The organism is Mycolicibacter icosiumassiliensis, assembly GCF_900078685.2.
Lineage (GTDB): Bacteria > Actinomycetota > Actinomycetes > Mycobacteriales > Mycobacteriaceae > Mycobacterium > Mycobacterium icosiumassiliensis.
The window spans coordinates 663578-680134 of the sequence record NZ_LT546170.1 but is presented as its reverse complement, the minus strand read 5'-3'; the positions used below and the strand labels follow the sequence as shown (position 1 = coordinate 680134).

Annotated in this window: 11 protein-coding genes and 1 riboswitch; of the genes, 3 read left to right on the top strand and 8 right to left on the bottom strand. The window is 66.9% G+C overall.

Going from position 1 to position 16557, the window contains the following annotated elements; translation table 11 throughout:
- Positions 1 to 4: 4 nt before the first annotated feature.
- The 6 genes from BN4346_RS45855 to BN4346_RS45830 all read right to left on the bottom strand — a co-directional run bounded on the left by BN4346_RS45855 (position 5) and on the right by BN4346_RS45830 (position 5577).
- Positions 5 to 1129 carry an acyl-CoA dehydrogenase family protein gene (locus BN4346_RS45855; protein WP_067976908.1) on the bottom strand — a complete coding sequence of 375 codons (1125 nt, stop codon included), beginning with the start codon at positions 1127 to 1129 and terminating at the stop codon, positions 5 to 7.
- Positions 1129 to 2361: an acyl-CoA dehydrogenase family protein gene (locus BN4346_RS45850; protein WP_067976907.1), complete on the bottom strand. Its 1233-nt coding sequence runs from the start codon at positions 2359 to 2361 to the stop codon at positions 1129 to 1131. The genes BN4346_RS45855 and BN4346_RS45850 overlap by 1 nt, the downstream gene beginning before the upstream one ends.
- Before the next feature lie 105 nt (positions 2362 to 2466).
- Positions 2467 to 2751, bottom strand: coding sequence for a hypothetical protein (locus BN4346_RS49330; RefSeq protein WP_067976906.1), 285 nt, complete (start codon positions 2749 to 2751; stop codon positions 2467 to 2469).
- A gap of 171 nt (positions 2752 to 2922) precedes the next feature.
- The gene (locus BN4346_RS45840) at positions 2923 to 3654 is read right to left on the bottom strand and encodes a hypothetical protein (RefSeq protein ID WP_208863318.1); all 732 of its coding nucleotides are present in this window, start codon (positions 3652 to 3654) and stop codon (positions 2923 to 2925) included.
- A complete protein-coding gene (locus BN4346_RS45835; RefSeq protein WP_078058872.1) occupies positions 3651 to 4451 on the bottom strand; it encodes a DUF1906 domain-containing protein in 801 nt (266 codons plus the stop codon). The genes BN4346_RS45840 and BN4346_RS45835 overlap by 4 nt, the downstream gene beginning before the upstream one ends.
- Positions 4452 to 4611: 160 nt before the next feature.
- Positions 4612 to 5577 (bottom strand): acyl-CoA thioesterase, encoded by a 966-nt coding sequence (locus tag BN4346_RS45830; RefSeq protein ID WP_067976904.1) that lies wholly within the window; start codon positions 5575 to 5577, stop codon positions 4612 to 4614.
- Between the two features lie 422 nt (positions 5578 to 5999).
- Positions 6000 to 6172: riboswitch (M-box (ykoK) riboswitch) on the top strand.
- Between the two features lie 291 nt (positions 6173 to 6463).
- Between BN4346_RS45830 and BN4346_RS45825 the strand changes: the two genes are divergently transcribed.
- From BN4346_RS45825 to BN4346_RS45815, 3 genes are all read left to right on the top strand, one after another.
- Positions 6464 to 6760, top strand: coding sequence for a PE family protein (locus BN4346_RS45825; RefSeq protein WP_067976903.1), 297 nt, complete (start codon positions 6464 to 6466; stop codon positions 6758 to 6760).
- Positions 6761 to 6777: 17 nt separating this feature from the next.
- The gene (locus BN4346_RS45820; RefSeq protein WP_078058871.1) at positions 6778 to 7986 is read left to right on the top strand and encodes a PPE family protein; all 1209 of its coding nucleotides are present in this window, start codon (positions 6778 to 6780) and stop codon (positions 7984 to 7986) included.
- Between the two features lie 173 nt (positions 7987 to 8159).
- Complete coding sequence (locus tag BN4346_RS45815) at positions 8160 to 8954, top strand: DUF1906 domain-containing protein (RefSeq protein ID WP_067976901.1); 795 nt, start codon at positions 8160 to 8162, stop codon at positions 8952 to 8954.
- Positions 8955 to 9152: 198 nt separating this feature from the next.
- On the opposite strand, the gene BN4346_RS45810 is transcribed toward BN4346_RS45815, so the two are convergent.
- Positions 9153 to 15518, bottom strand: a complete 6366-nt coding sequence (locus tag BN4346_RS45810) for a beta-ketoacyl synthase N-terminal-like domain-containing protein (protein WP_067976900.1) — start codon at positions 15516 to 15518, stop codon at positions 9153 to 9155.
- Positions 15519 to 15521: 3 nt separating this feature from the next.
- Positions 15522 to 15878, bottom strand: coding sequence for a polyketide synthase dehydratase domain-containing protein (locus BN4346_RS50000; RefSeq protein ID WP_167666279.1), 357 nt, complete (start codon positions 15876 to 15878; stop codon positions 15522 to 15524).
- Between the last annotated feature and the right edge of the window lie 679 nt (positions 15879 to 16557).

Here is a 16557-nt window from a genome sequence, read left to right as displayed (position 1 = left end):
CGGCCTACGGCTTTGTCAGCTCTGCGTAGCGGGCGAGGTGGTAGTCGGTGGTGCCGAACTCGTATTGGATTGCGGTGAGCCGCTTGAAGTAGTGGCCGATCGCCAACTCCTCGGTCATACCCATGCCGCCATGCAGCTGTACCGCCTCCTGGCCGACGAATCGGGCCGCCCGACCGATGGTGGCCTTGCCCGCCGACACCGCGCGGGCACGGGTGGCCTCGTCGGCCTCGAGGTGCAGGATCGCCAGGTAGACCGCGGCGGCCGCCTGCTCAACCTCCATGAACATGTCGACCATGCGGTGCTGCAGAACCTGGAAGCTCCCGATGGGCTGCCCGAACTGCTGACGCTGCTTGCAGTATTCGACGGTGTCCGCCAAGACTTTCCGCATGCAGCCGACCGCCTCGGAGCAGATCGCTGCGGCGCCCTCGTCCCGAGCCTGCGTCAATGACGGCCACGCCCCGCCCCGCTCGCCCAGCAACGCGTCAGCGCCGAGCCGCAGATCGGTTAAGGTGACGTCAGCCGCGCTCCGGTCGTCAATGGTGCGATACGGATGCAGGGTGATTCCCGCAGCGTCAGCCTCTGTGAGGAACAACGAGATTCCGTCTTGCCCCTCGACGCGAGCGGTAACCAGCAGATGCGTTGCCAGGGGCGCCGCCACGGCCATGATCTTCGAGCCGTTCAACACCCAGCCGTCACCCGCGCGGCGCGCCAGGGTGGCCGCGTCCTGCCAACGATCGGCCGAATCCGGCTCCGCGGCAGCCAATGCCGCAACCGCGGTACCCGCCACAACTTCCTTGAGCACGCCGGCTGCGACCGGACTGCCGGAGCGGCGCAGCAGTCCGCCGGCGACCACCACGGCGTCGACGTAGGGTTCGATCACCAGCGCATGCCCGAGCGCCTCGGTGATGACCATGAGTTCTACTGCGCCGCCGCCAATTCCATCGAACTCTTCGGGGAACGTCGCGCCCAGGATGCCCAGTTCACCGGCGAAGGCGCGCCAGATCTCGGGCTGCCAGCCCGCGCCGGTCTTGGCTGCTGCGCGGCTCGTCTCGAGGTCGTAGCGGGCGGCGAGGAACTTGGTGATGCCGTCACGCAGCATCTGCTGCTCATTGTTCACGTTGAAGTCCATTAGAGCCCCAATGCCGCCTTGGCCAGAATATTCCGCTGAATTTCGTTGCTACCGGCGTAAATCGAGCCGGCCCGGTCGTTGAAGTAGCGCAGCGGGGCCACCGCCTGCCACGGTTCGCCAGACGCATACCCGTCGGCGGGAGGCAGATAGTCGGCGATCGGTCCCCCGGGTGCGGTGACATGCGGCTGATAGACGCGCCCGCGCGGTCCGGCCGCCTCTAACGCCAGCGCGGTCAGTTCCTGGCTCAGCTCGGTGCCCAAGATCTTGAGCATCGACGACGACGCCCCGGGATTGCGCCCCTCGGCGACGGCGGTGAGCACCTGATATTCCAGGATCTCCAACACCTCGGCGCGAATCCGCGCGTCCGCCAGCTTGCGCATAAAGGCGTCGTCGTCGGCGAGCTTGCCACCACCGGGCCCCGGCTGGTTCTTGGCCGCCGTGGCGATCTCCTCGGCCACCACCTGTAGGGCCGGCGCCACCGCGCCACCGCCGCGCTCGAACTCGAGCAGATATTTCGCGACCGTCCAGCCGCTGTCGATCTCCCCGATGACGTTGGCCTTGGGGACCCGCACCTCGTCGAAGAACACCTGGTTCTGGATCTCTTCGCCGGAAGTCATCACCAGCGGCCGGATCTCGATGCCGGGAGAGGTCATGTCGATCAGCACGAACGTGATGCCCTGCTGCTTCTTGCCGGTCCGGGACGTACGCACCAGGGCGAACATCCAGTTCGCCTCGCCGGCGTGGGTGGTCCAGATCTTGCTGCCGGTGCAGACCAGGTCCTCGCCGTCGACGGTCGCCGCCATCGACAAGGCCGCCAAGTCCGATCCGGCCTCCGGCTCGGAGTACCCCTGGCAGAAGAACACCTCACCGGTGAGGATCCGCGGCAGGAAGTAGTCCTTCTGTGCATGCGTTCCGTACCGGACGATCGCGTGCGCGACCATCAGGATTCCCATCGGCGACAACGACGGTGCGCCGGCCAGTGTCGACTCGCGACTGAAGATGTAGTGCTGGGTCAGGCTCCAATCGCAGCCGCCATACTCGACCGGCCACGCCGGAGCCGCCCAGCCCCGGTCGTGCAGAATCGCCTGCCACGCCATGCTGGCATCGTGATCGGCGTAGACACTGGTCATCAGCCGACCCGCTCGACGCAGCTCCGGGGTCAGCTTCTGGTCGAGAAAATCCCGAACCTCGGCTTGAAATGCCCGGTCTTCCTCCGACCACCGCAGATCCATTAATCTCCCCTGCCGTACCGGCGGATAGGCGCTCTTCCGCGCAGTTTAACCGCCGCGTTGCGCGGGTCCATGCCCCGCCGTTTCGGCCAATGCTCCGTGAGCTGCCTAGCGGATACGCCCGGCGAGGCCGTCCACCAAGAGCGCGCGACCCTCCGCGGCGCCATCGAGCATCCGGGTGATCCGCGTGACGATCTGCCATCGGCCCGGCAGGTCGGCCAGCTCGGCAAGTGCGCTCAGTTGGTCTCGGAAATGCGCCGACGAGCGCGCCGAGATCACACAGCTGACCTCGGTGGCGCCGATACCGGCCAGCCCTGCCGATCCGATCGAGGGCCTGTTGTGGGGCGCCCATCGGGTCCAGCGGCGGAGTCGCCAATACGACCGCGAAGTCATCCGGGAGGTCCACGGAGCCAAGATGTTTCGCCAGTTCTTCGATGGTGAGGCCGAACGGCGTCCAGCCGTCGCCCAGGTCGACCGACCGCCAACATCTTGTCCTGGGCGGTGGTGGGTGAAACGACGCCGGCGCAGGCCGAACGCGACATGCGGCGCGCCTGCGAACTGCTGCTAGCGCCCTGGCGAGGTGATACGCACGCCGGACCCGCGACCCTGCGCTGACGCCGCACCCGGGGGTGCGCTATCACTGGAGTGTGGCATCGCCAGCGCCGTCCCGAGGATCCAGGCGAACAGGAATGCCGGCATCGCGGTGATCGAGTATCCCTCCAGCGACAGCGGGCCGCTGCGGAAAACGAACGTCAGGAGCAGCACCGGATGGACCACCGCGGCGGCCAGTGCCAGGTGACCGGCGTATGCCGGCAACATCTGACGGGCATAGACCGCGATCACGAACGCGCCCAGCGCCACCACCAGCGGCATCCCCGACATCGCCAGCAGTCCGAACGTCAGGTCGTAGAGCAGCGACGCCGCGTCGGCACTGCGACGCCGGTACAGCAGCAGGTCAAAGGCGGTGAACCCGCTGAGCAGCAGGGTCAGGCAGCCGATGAACCCCGCGGCGAAGCAGGTCGGAAGGATCGATTTCATGGGAAGGCGATCCCGTAGGTACGCCCACACCGCGGCACCGAAGACGAACCAGAGCGTGACGCCGAGGGTATTGAGCGTCATCGTCACCACCAACCGGTCGTGGTGCGATGCGGCCCAGCGCGCCAGTTCAGTCGACTGCATTCGGGTCCCCGGGAAAGACCAGATCGGATAGACCAGCAAGGTGGTCGCGGGCAAGATGACGCCCAGGATGCCGGACCACCGGGCCACCCGTGGCGCGTCCCAGGATGTGCCGATCACGAAAGTTCCCCCTGTTGTCGGGCGAGGTCCCACTGACCGAAGTCCGGCGCGAGGACGTCGTTGACATCCACGTGCGCGCCGTCGATGACGAAACCCGGCTCGGTCGCGGTGACGATTTCTCGTTGGAAGAGTACGGCTGCCGGTTCGCGGTCTCCGTGCGACCATGCCCGGGTCTGCCATGCCCATCGGTGACCCGGGCTTGTTGACTTTCCGATGACGCCGTCGGTGATTGCCCAGGTGCATTGGCGGGCGCCGCCGTAGATTCCGGTGCGGTCAACACCCAGGACGGAGTTGATCCCGCGGAACCATTGCACCGCCAGGTTCTTCCATGCTGTGGCATCGATATCCTCATCGACGCTGAAGAAGATCGGCGCTGACGGTGGTCCTCCGGCCGCGGCATGCAGCCGTAGCGCCGTCTGCGCATCGGCGACGCCGCCGTCGTATCCCCGGGTGAAATCCGACGGCGACTGCGTCCAGCCCGGTTTGCCGAACTGGTAGCAGCTGGCGACCTGTAGGCCGACGGCGCGGAGCCCGTCGGCGTAGTCGCGGGTGACGGGCTTGAAGTCGAAGGTGGCGCCCGGCCGGAGCTCGGAGACGTAGACCAACGCCCCGTCGAACCCGGCGGCCTTGACCTGGTCGGGCGGCACCAGCCGGTGGGCGAAATCGATCACCTGCAGCCCGTTCGCACCAGCGCGCGGAGCGCCGACCGTCGCCCCGAGGGCGCCGGGCAGGGCCAGTGCCGGCCCGAGTAACGCGGCATACCGGAGCACGTCGCGCCGCGAAGCGGAACGCGTCACAACTCCGAAGGGTACCGGCCGCACGTTCCTAGAACGTGCTGATGACCGATTTGGCGAAGTGGCCTAGGGCCTCCACCGCATGGCGCCTCGGCAGCCCGCGCGTCGGTGGTCCCCGGCGTGCGCAGAGGCGGCTCCCTTCGGCACTGGAATCGTGGAGTCGCTAGCCCTGATCCGTGCGGGACGGCTCGGCTATCGGCCGGACGAGAACTTCTTGTGCGGTGCTGGCCACATGCCGACCGGTGACATCCACCATGGTGCCGTGCACCAGGGCACGGTGTCCGGCCGTGGCGACGGTCTGCTGGGTGTAGAGGTGCCATCGATCGAAATAGATTGGGCGGTGCACCCATACGCTGTGGTCCAGGGTCAATCCGGTGTGCGTGGCATGGTCCACCGGCTGCGGGTGGGCACGAAACGCGGTGTCCACCAGGAGGTAATCGCTGGCATAGGCAAGCAGCACTGCGTGCAGTTCCCGGTCCCCGTCGATCCCGCGGGGCAACCGCATCCAGTGGGCACGCGGTCCTGGTGCCTGGGCGCCGCCCAGGAAGACAGGTGCTTCGGCGGTACGGACTTCCAGCGGTGGTGGCCGTTCTATCCAGGTGTTGCCCCGACCAGCCAGGTGGGGCGGGGCGTGTTGTACCCAGTGCTGTAGCAGCGGCAGGGCTTCGGGTTCGGGTCCGGGCAGTGCTACCGGTGCGGCAGCTGTGTTGTCCGGGCTGGTGTCGAAGGACACCGTCGCCACCATGATGGTGCGGCCGCCCTGCTGCACGGTGACCTGCCGTGCCGACATGGTGCGCCCGTCGCGGGTGCGGTCCACGGCGATCTCCAGAGGTACGGCTGAGTCGCCGGGACGCAGAAACGATGCGTGGATCGAATGGGCTGTGAGCTCGGGGACCGTGGCCGTGGCCGCTGCGATCGCCTGGGCGATGAGCTGGCCGCCGAAGATTCGGCCGAACCGGCCGGCCTCGTTGCCCGCCCGGAATCGGTCATCGCCCAATGGGTGCAGGGTCAATACCTGTTGCAGCCTGTCCAGCGCGTCGTGCGTGGCGCGTTCCAGTTGGCTTCCGGACCCGAGCAGGGGACCGCAGTAGTCGGGCTGAGCGGAGACCTCGGACGCCGACGTCTGCACAAGTTCCTCCTCACCCGCTGTTCCCGTCCGCGGCGGACTGCCGACACGGGTGGCCGGTGATGTGACCGCTAGCCCAGTTAAGTAAATGGCAGCGGCTTAGGTCAAGGGCGTGGGCGAACCGTGTTCAGGTAACCACGTGCACTCAGATCCATCGCGGACACCGTCGAAGGTAGCAGGGACGTCATCCCGACAAAGAGTCGGCATCGGGATGCATTGGTATTTCTTGCAGTTCACCACTGACATTGCTTCGATCTTCTCGGCGGCGGCACACTGATCGCACCGGGCAAACTTAGAGTTGGACCGTATTTGCTTCTTATACAACGTATTTCGCGGATCAACGCCAATTTTGGGCAACACATTTCACAACCTGAGGCCCGTCATTCGAGTTGACTATCCCCGACGTTGATGCCACCATGGCCGCGAACGCACCTCGCTAGGTGAGGCTTCTGTGCGGATACAGGCCACTGACCTCAAACGTCGAGAGACGCCCAGGGTCAGGACAGCTCTTCCCGGATTAAGGGTTGAGCCCAAGTGGCTTTCGGCTTATTGCTGGATACGGCGTGCAGTGCCAAAACTCAGTCGAGAGGGGTGCCGTCCGGCCAAATCTGCGCTGGTTCGGTTTGTCCCGCTGTGCCCGCCGCAACGGCACCCCCGTGTGCCCTGGCCGTGAGGAGGTGAGAGCGACATTGAGTCCGAGCGATAGTCCTTATCCGAGATCGACGACCATTTCGTTCGAATCCGGCTCCGGCGCCGCTTTCACCTGCTGAATCGGTTCGCCCCGTAGGAGCATCGGCGCTGTCTGCATCGTGGACATGCGCTGCCTTGACGCACGACTATTCCGGTCTAACAGCGTAATTCGTCATGCCTTCTTGAAGGAGAGTTTCCGATGTCTTTTGTGTCCGCACTGCCCGAAGAACTGATCGCGACAGCGGTTGATCTGCGTGGTGTCGGCGATACGGTGTCCGCGCAGAGCGCTGCTGCCGCAGCGTCGACCACCGGCGTGATTCCCGCCGCCGCCGACGAGGTCTCGGCACTGACCGCAGCGCAGTTTGCGCGGCATGCGCAGACGTACCAAGCGATCAGCAAGCGGGCTGCCCTGGTGCACGAGCTGTTCGTCAACACACTGCAGCGCAGCGCGCAGTCATACGCAGCGACCGACGCCGCGAACGTTATCTCGGTCTAATGAAAGGGTTTTGGAGAATGGATTACGGATCGATGCCACCAGAGATCAATTCGGCACGCATGTACGCCGGGCCGGGTTCCGGACCGATGGTGGCCGCCGCAGCCTCCTGGAATCTGCTGGCCGCGGAACTACGCTCGGCAGCAACATCTTTCGAGTGGCTGGTGGCCAGCCTGGCTAGTCAAGGCTGGTGGGGGCCATCCGCGTCGGCGATGGCCGCGGCGGCCGAGCCGTACTTTGTGTGGTTGAGCGTGACCGCCGATCAGGCCGAGCAGACCGCGGCGCAGGCGTACGCCGCGGCCGAAGCGTACGCCGCGGCCCACGCCATGACGGTGCCGCCCGCGGCCGTCGAGACCAACCGCGTGTTATTGGCGGCATTGGTCAAGACCAACGCCCTGGGCCAGAACACACCGGCTATCGCAGCAACCGAAGCTCGCTACGGCCAGATGTGGGCGCAAGACGCGGTGGCGATGTACGGCTACGCCGCGGCTTCGGCGACCGCTACCCGGTTGATTCCCTTCGCCGATGCGCCGGGCACCACTAGTCAAGATGACGGCACACAGGCCGCCGCCGTAGACCCCACGGATGCCCACGCCCAGCTGCCCGATGCCTTGCAGAGCATGGCGTCGCCGGCGGAGGGCACGTCACCGTCGTCACCCGATTGGGACTGGACCAAGTTCTTCGACGGACTCTTCGGGGACACCTGGGGCAGCGATGACGGGTCGGGGCTGAACATCAATGCCCAGTTGTGGAACACGATCGCCGCGACCGGCATTTTCGACCCCGGCGGCAACATCGAGGGTTTTTCCGGGCTGGCCACGCTCGGGTTTCTGGCGCGCGGCATGGATGGCGGCACGGCCGCCCTGGCGCGCGGCGGGATCGGCCCCGTTACCCCAGGCATGACACTGGCGTCAACAGCCGCTGACGGGCTGGGGACGGCCGGCGGCGCTGCCGGCGGCGCCAGCTCCCCGGTGGCGGCGGGAGTGGGCCGGGCCACCCTGGTCGGTTCGTTGTCGGCACCGCCCAGCTGGGCGGCGGCCACCCCGGCGGGTGCTTCCGCCACCGGAACGGGCAGCGGCTGGACCGTCGCGCCGGAAAGCAGGTCGATGACTGCCATGCCTCCCCCGATTCCTCCGGGTGGCGCCGGCCGCAACGGCGGCTACGGCCTTGGCACGCCGCGCTATGGCGTCAAGCTCACCGTCATGCCGCGTCCCGTCGTGGTCGGGTAGCCGACCCGGGTGCGCGCTAGTCGGCGATGTACTGACAACCTGCGTTGACGTGGGCGAATCGTATCCGTCGACCAGTCACTCTTCCGGGCAAAGCGACGATGTTTGCGGAAATGCGTCCGAGTACTCGGCGCGGGCAGCACCGTTAACAGCAGTCACATTGTTAACATCGGCCCGTGCCTGACTCTCCGCGGACTTCCCGCCCTCGGAACCACGTTTCCCGACGTGACGCACTGCGGTACGCATCCGCCGCGGCTCTGACCGGGCTGGGCGCAGCGTCCGTCGGCGCACCGCCGGCTTCGGCTGCGGCTCCCACGCTGATCGACTACGCGATGCGCCAGATTCCCGCGCAGGACATCCGGGCCGCCGGCCACGCGGGAGTCATCAACTACGTGTCCACGTCACGGCCCGGGTCATCCTTCGGCGCCAAGCCGATCACCCGGCCCTACGCCGAATCGTTGACCGCCGCGGGGCTGGTGATCGTCAGCAACTTCCAGTACGGCAAGCCTGGCGGAACAGCGCCGTCGGATTTCACCCGGGGGTACCCCGGTGGGGTCGCCGACGCGCGCACCGCCTGGCAATTGCACACCGCGGCCGGCGGCGGGCAAAGTGCGCCGGTCTTCTTCAGCGTCGACGACGATATCGACCGAAACACTTGGAACGCGGTGGCACTGCAATGGTTTCGGGGAATCAATTCGGTACTGGGAGTGCAGCGCACCGGGATCTATGGCGGGATCAAGGCATGCCAGTGGGCGGCCGCCGACGGTGTCATCGGGGTCTCACGCACACCGGGCAAGCGGTGGGCCTGGCAGACCCGATCCTGGTCACATGGTCAGGTCGACCCCGGCGCAGTGCTCTACCAGCGGATTGTGAGTACCGCCTCGAACCCGGGCCCGATCGTCGGCGGGATCGAAGTCGACGTCAGCGACGCCCTGGCCCAGGACTGCGGCCAGTGGAATCTACATCCGTGAGGTGGTGCGACCGATCAGGATCCGCTGGCCAAGAAGAGTGCCAGGGTAAGCATCACGACACACGCGAGGCACGTGTAGACGCCCAGAGATGCTGACGCCATAAGTGGGCTCCTGTCTGCGAAGACTTGGTCGGTCTTGATTCGTTGAAGGCCGATCTACGTCCCGCTGCGTAGCTGGACGGCCGTGCCGCGATCGCCACTAAGCTAGCCGTCCACCTCGGCCGTCGTCAACAAGGCTCCGCTCCCATTCCTCGTCGGCAATCAGGTTCCGCCAGTCGACCGGCAGGGAGTCCAGCGCGTCCTCAATGCAGAACCACACCGACTCCAGCGGCGAGGCGCCCGGAGCGACGGCCGTAATCCGGCTCTCCACATCGTAGTTCGGGGCGTGCGGTGCATCGCTGAACGGTGCGAGCGCATTGATGGCGTCCATGACGTAACGCCGCAACTCGGCGTAGGGGCGACCGCTCAGCTCCTCGGGCAGGATCGGCCTGCCGAAGATGTAGTCCTGGGCGGTATGGCCGTAGGGAACTTCGAGCTTGTGCGGCAACGGCTCCTCAGGCAAGCCGCCCGCAAAGTACACCGGCACGATCGGCATCGACATCTCGATTGCCATGTCCAGCAATGTCGACGTCAGCCGCTCGACCCGCTGGCTCGAGCTCACGCTGCGTGTCCCGTCGGCGTGCACCATGACCGACACACCGAGCGCCGCAGCCTCCCGCTTGAGCTCGTCCACTAGACCGAAGAACTCCTGGGGCTGCTGCTGATCGAAGTAGCGCAGGTGCCCCAGCTCCTTGCCCGCCGCCGTATCGATCATCCGCAACAGATTTCCGACCCAGCCCGTTTCATGTTTGGCATGGCCGATGGTGACGACCTTCGTACCGGTCAGCCACGATCCGATGGTGGTGCCCAGCAGTGATTCGACCTGCACCTGGTGATTGGCCAGCAGCAACACCGACCGACCGTGCACGGCCGCCATCGCAGCGGGATCGGTGACCACCACGTGGCGTACGTAGCGCGACAACACCGCCCCCAGGGCCAACTCGCCGAACCAGCCATCCGGCATGCCCGCGCTCTGGGTCCACCAGGCTCGGACCGGCTCCCAGTCGGTCACCGATGACGCGCTGGCACGGCACGCACCCGGCCCCAGTTTCTCGACGTCGACGGTGATGCGCTCCAGCGGCAGCGCGGGGCAGCTCACCTGGCCGTCGATGATCTGAACCCGGTCGGGGTGGACCGCATTGTGAACGGCGTCGGCCACCGCCTCCTTGGTCACGATGTCGATCATCAGCGAATCGCCTTGACTGTCCGTGCCGTACACGGCCTGCAAAGTGCCCTTGAACCAGTCGAGGGTTGCCATCCGGGCAGTGTCGAGCTCGAGGACGCCGCGCCCCAGGCGCTCGCTCAGTGACAGCCCCGGGACCGCCCGCCGGTCACCCATGAATGCGCGCCGTTCGGGGCCGCCGACCTCGGCCAGCGGGCCCTTGCTCAGCAGGAACTCGGCCATCCGGATGCGCGCCCAGGGTTTTCCGGCAACGCTGAGCCACAGGTCGAAGGTCGGCATGCGGCCTTCGTCGTCGTCGAAGCCCACGAATCGCGCTTCGACATCCACGTTTCCCACCACGGGCGTGTCGGAGTAGAACCGGGCCGAGAGGATGCGGCGCGGGAAGCCGACATCGGGGTCGCGGGCGTCCGCATACGAGGCGGGGTCGGCAGTGTCGGTGGTCCACACGCTCATCGCGGTGTGCGGTACAACGTGCAACGCGCCATCCAACAGTCCCGGCTGCAGTTCGCCGACCGGCACGGCGCAGCGGTCGATTGCGAGTGTTCCGGTCGAGCCGTTGCGGCCGATACGGGCACCGTCGGTCAGGGTCGCGAATGCCGGACCGTGAAACACCGTTCCGTCATAGGGGTCGGCGTAGGGCACCGCCTCTTCCAACGGGGCGGGCGGTTCCGGTTCACCGGTGTACTGCGCGGCGGTGACGACAACTGCGTGCGCGTGAATCTCCCAGCGGGACAACTCTGCTCGCGGTGCATCACGCCAAACCTCTAGCCGGCCCTGGTAACTACCGGTATGCGGTGTCTGCTCCAGCACGACCCGCAGCTGCTTCGGGGAGTCGACGACGACCCATCGGACCATCTGGACATCGGTGACCTCGACCACCTTGGCGCCGCCCGAGGCCCGGGCCGCCGCCTGTGCGAACAGGTCCATGACCGACATCATCGGCAGCGAGGGGATGACATACGTCGGGCAGTGATCGACGATCCAGGAGTCGTTGACCGGATCGAGTGCGACTGCCATCGTGGTGGTCGCGGCAGCGGCAGGTGCCGGCGCCGCCGGTGCGGTCGCCGCAACGGCCGCGGCCACGGGTGACGCTGCGGTCGTAGGGATTGCGCCGGCATCGGCCGGGGACAGCTGGTCCCCCGTGCCGGCGACGATGCGCATGCCCAGGTTGCTGGCGGTGTAGATGCGCTTGTCGTCCACCCACAGCGATGCCTCGGCCACCGCGAGGATGCCGGCGTCCTCGCGGACGATCCGGGTGATCTCCACCTGCGCCGCGATCTGCTTGTTGGTGGGGATGATCTGGCCGCGATACCGCCAGGTCATGGCGTCATGCAGGGCAGCCGGTTCGAAACGAGCGGCCGGGCCCGCTTCCTTACCGAGCCCGAGGTCGAGCATCCCGAATTGCAGGAGCTGCAACAGCATTTCGATGCCCAGGGATCCCGGTTGGACCGGGTCCTGGAAGAAGTGCGCCTTGAAGTACCACTCGCCGGGGTTGACGTCCTTGACGCCGCGCCACTGGCCCAGTCCGGCGGTGCCGCCGGTAGGCCAGCGGCCGGTGACCCGGTCGACCATCAACAGCATCGGGTCCGCCAATCGCGCTCCGGCACCGAAGAACTCGGCGGGCTGAGTGGTCAAGTCGACCAGCGGAGCCTCGCTCGGTTGCGCCAGTGCGGCACGTTGAGCGTCGGTGACCGGCAGACCCACCTGGTTCTGCAGCGCTTCGCGTTTGAAGTAGCCGAACACGGTGTCGAAGGTGTACACCGGTCCGTCGTCGGCGGTGATCTCCCCATCGAAGGCGACGATGATGGTGCCCGCGGCCTTGGCGAGGCTCTTGAGCTTCACCTTGATGCGCAGCGTTCCGGTCGCCGGAGTCACCTCCCGGTGTTGAGTTCCGGTGCCATCCAGGTTGCGGAAGAACAGGTCTGCCTCACCGTCCAGCGGGCAGCCGACGTAGCTGGCCAGCCAGCCGCAGGGCTGCAGCGCCACCTCCATGAGCACCGCGTTGGGCATCGTCTCGTGGCCGCCCGCGGCGCCGTTCTCGGCGAGATACCAGGCGTCGGCGGGAACGTCGTACTCCACGACGACCTCGGCGCCGGCCTTCATCACGCCCGTCTCACCGACCAGCTCGGAGACCCGAGACATGAAGTGATACGGCGGGCCGGGCAGCCGGGCCGCCTTGCGGGGCGAGTCGAACTTCTCGAACAGCGGCCCGAACGCCATGGACGGCTTGGCGATCGCACTGGCGAGCATCGCCTGGTAGTCGTAGCGGAATCCGTCGACCTCGGCGACCGGCTTGGGTTCGACGTAGCCTTCGAGCTCCTTGGCGCCGGAGTCCATCGGCCAGCCCGGTGACAGCTTCAGGCCCATCCGCTCGCAGTGGAAGGCGGGCAGGCCGTCGACGGTGCAGAGCAGGTCGGCGAACAGGGTGGGCTCGGGTCCGGCGATCACCTCGCGAACGAACACTTCGTAGACCACCTCGCGTGACTGCGGGGTGACCTGACCCCGGCAGCGCAGCTTGTAGGTCTCAAAGGGAACCGGTTCAAAGCGCCAGCCGTCGCAGTCCAGCGTCATACCCAGGGCGGTCATGTAGATCGCCATGGTCTGCATGGTCGCCTCGTACATCAGAGTGCCGGGCATGCACGGGTCGTTCTTGAAATGGCCTGCGAAGAAACAGTTCTCCGGCGTGACCGGAGCGACGGCCCGCAGATAGCCGCGGCCCCACGGCCCACCGGAGAAGTCCAGATCGGTCACTTCGTCGACAAACAGCATGTCGCCGGCGTGGATGCTGGGGGTGCGAGTGTGGCTGCCCGCCTTCTCAAAGCCGGGGCCGAACGTGCGCCAGATGTCGCCGGACGCCATCGCTTCCAGGTCGGCGCGCTGCAGTGCGGTGCGCGACGTCCGGGCGGGCGTCTGCTCCATCGGTCCGCTGACGGTCTGGTCCTCGGGCCGCCACAAGACCCCGCCGGACGCCGCTAGCTCCTCGTCGGTGAAGAAACCGGCCTGGCCGTTGCGCATCGACATCCGCTCGACACCGTCGATCGTGCAGTCGTAGTGAAAGAAGAACAGCCGCACGTCACCCTGGCGGGCGTGGCCGTCCACATGGATGTCGAAGCGCAGCGTGTCGCCGATCTCGGGCAGCCCACCCAGGTAGGTGACCTCGCAGCCGAGCAGCCGGTAGACCCGTTCGCTCTTGTTGAGCAGATCCGCGCCCATCCAGGAGATGAGCATCAGGTCGGCCTGCCCGCTTTCGATCATGATGCCGGCGGGCATCCGATCCTGCTGCTGTCTCCTATACACATCCCCGAGCCCCCGAGACAGGCAGAAACTTCGTATGCCGTCCTCTGCTTGAAAAAAAAAAACACCAAGAGCGTCGATCTCTCCGCGCCGCAATGCCCGCGCGGCCAATTCGAGGGCCGTAGTGCCCGAGAGCTGTTCTCGCGACACCGTGAAACTGGGCCCACGCAAATCGAATTGGCTGTTCAGCCGGTTCGCCACGATGTTGGGCATGGCTCCCACGACGCCCGCGGCGGTCCACCCCGCGACGACGCCGTCACGCGCCTCGGCGAGCTGGCAGGGGTCGTCGAATTCGTCCGCCAGCCGCCAGCGCTGCCCGAATCGGGTGACTTCGGCGTCGCAGCCCATTCCGACGACGACGCTGGTGGTCTCCGGCGGCAAGCTCTTGATCAACTCGCCGATGCCCAGGGCTGCACCGAGCAACGCCAGTTGTTGGGGCTGGGTCTGTTTGAGGTCGGCCGGCGGGAAGCGGGTTTGGGTCAGATCCAGACAGACCTCAGCCATGCGTGCGCTGCGGACTCCGTCGGGCGCGTCGGTGGGTATCGGCTGACACGTCTTCAAGTGCTCTGCGACAGAGGCGGTTCCGTGTCCGTCGCCGACCAGCAGGCTCAGGCCGACGATCGCGATCTCCGGCTCGGGCCGGGGTGCGGCGACCGGTGGAGCCGGCGTTGGGCCGCGTCCATCGACCCATTCTTCGAGCAGCAGGTGGGCGTTGTTGCCGCCGAAGCCGAAGTTATTGACCGCGGCGCGACGCGGACCGTCACTGTCCCACGGTTCGGCCTCGGTGAGCAGCCGGAACGGCGAGTCGCCGATGAAGGGCAGCGGGTCGTCGGCGTGCAGGGTCGGGGGACGTACCCCGGCACGCATCGCTGCGAGAACTTTGATGGCTCCCGCGGCGCCGGATGCCGTGATCGAGTGGCCCAGATTGGATTTCAGCGATCCGATGGGTACGTCGGTGATGCCGGCGAAGATACGCGCCATGCTCATCAGTTCGGTCAGGTCACCGCGTGAGGTCCCGGTGGCGTGGCATTCGATGAGGGAGATGTCGCGCGGCTGCAGTCCGGCCATCTCGTAGGCCAGACGCATCGCACGTTCTTGGCCGTCCTGGGAGGGCACCAGAAATCCGTGTCCCCGACCGTCATTGCTCAGGCCGACGCCCCGGATGACGCCGAGGATCGGGTCGCCGCCGGCGATCGCATCGTCCAGGCGCCGCAGTACCAGGATGGCGGCGCCTTCGGCGGGGACCAGCCCGTCGGCACCGTTGTTGAACGGTCGTGACTGCCCGGTTCGGCTCAACGCCTGCAAGGCGGTGAAGCCGATGTGCAGCAGCAGGTCACTGGCGCCGTTGATGCCGCCGGCGAACATGACGTCTGCGGTGCGGTCGTGTAGTCGATCGCAGGCCAGCTTGATGGCGTACAGCGATGAAGCGCAGGCGGCGTCGAGGGCCGTGGCTCCCCCGCCCAAGCCCAACGCCTGCGCGATCAGATGCGCCGGCAGTCCGGACATGAAGCGGTTGCGCCAGTCCACCCCGGATTCGTTACCGGGTTCTTTTCCCCGCCAGACTGTTTCGGCGAGGTCAGTCATCTTCTTTGTCGGGTAGCTCAGGTTGCCCAGGACGATCCCGGCCGAGCCCGGGACCTCACCCGCCCGCCATCCCGCACTGTCCAGGGCTTGCCTGGCCGCCTCGATTCCCCACCGGTAGAGCGGGTCGAGCCCGGCGAAATCGTCAGCGTCGAGGAACAGTCCATGGGGGTCGAAGACGTCGTCGAAGCCGCGGACGTAGCCGCCGCGATCCGACCAGGTGTGGTCGAGTTCGGGTACGTCCGCCGGGGCACACAGCACACGTGCCGGCGATACCCCCCAGTAATCCGGGCCGGGTGAGCCCAGTGCGTCGCGGCCGTCGTGCACCGTTGTCCAGAGCTCGCCCGCATTGAGTCCCCCGGGCAGGACACAGCCCTGCCCGACGATCGCGATGGGATCAAAATTCACGAATCAGCCGCCGTACGGATACAACTCAAGTCGTTTGAGACTGATCACCAGCTGATTATCGGCGTCGACCAGATCGAGGTCGCAGACCGCGCGGCTGGTCTTGGCGTCCCCACCGGTGAGCACGCACCGCAGTCCCGAACCCAGCGCGCCCGATCGGTAGCGGATGATCTCGCCCACCCGCAACGGAAGAACATTGCGGCCGAGCAGCTGGTAGCTCCAGACCAGTGCCGCCTGCAGGCATCCGTCGACGGCGGCCGGGTCGGTCGCCCAGGGCCGTGGCGGGCCGGCTCGGCGTCGATGCCCAGCAGCCGATCCGCCAGCAGCAGTGGCGGTTCGGGCATCCGGACCTGTCGCGAGTATTGGTCCTGCTCGGCGAACACCGGGCCGAAGATCTCGGAGATGTTCCCCGAGGAGTGCACGCGCAGCCCGTCTTTGTCGAGCTTGAGGCCCACCGGCTCACGCTTGACCGTCGGTGCCGGGACCACCTTGCCGGCAGGCTTGACGGGCTGGATTGCCCGGCTGGCGCCCGCGGGCATGGTGACGGCAGCGGGTGCCGCGGGGGCAGCGTCGGCCGGCTGCGGCTCCGGTCGCGACGGCGTCGACGCGGACACACCCAACGGCAGCCGGGCCAGGGACTCCGCGACCGTTGCCAGCGCCGGAGGCATCGGGAGTTGTGTTGGCATGAATTGCTCCAGTTGCTCAGGGGGGTTCGTTCCTGGCGCCGTAGCGCGTGGTGGCAGGTGCACCGCGGGCAGGTGCGCGGGGAAGTTGAGCCGGATGGGTTTGCCGGCGGCGTTGGCCGCGGCCGGCGCCATTAAGGTCGCGGCCTCCGACCCGGTCGCCGAGGACACCAGCGTGACGCGGTGTCGCTGGTCGGCCATTCCGGTGAGTTCGACGGTGACGCACCGTTGCTCGGACGTCCAGGCCTCGCCGTCGGGCCACACGCCGAGGGCTCCATAGAGCACGCCGGCGGCCACATGCAGCAGGCCCGAGGCGGCGTGGGCGTGACCCAACAGGGCCGACAGGTTCACCGCACCAG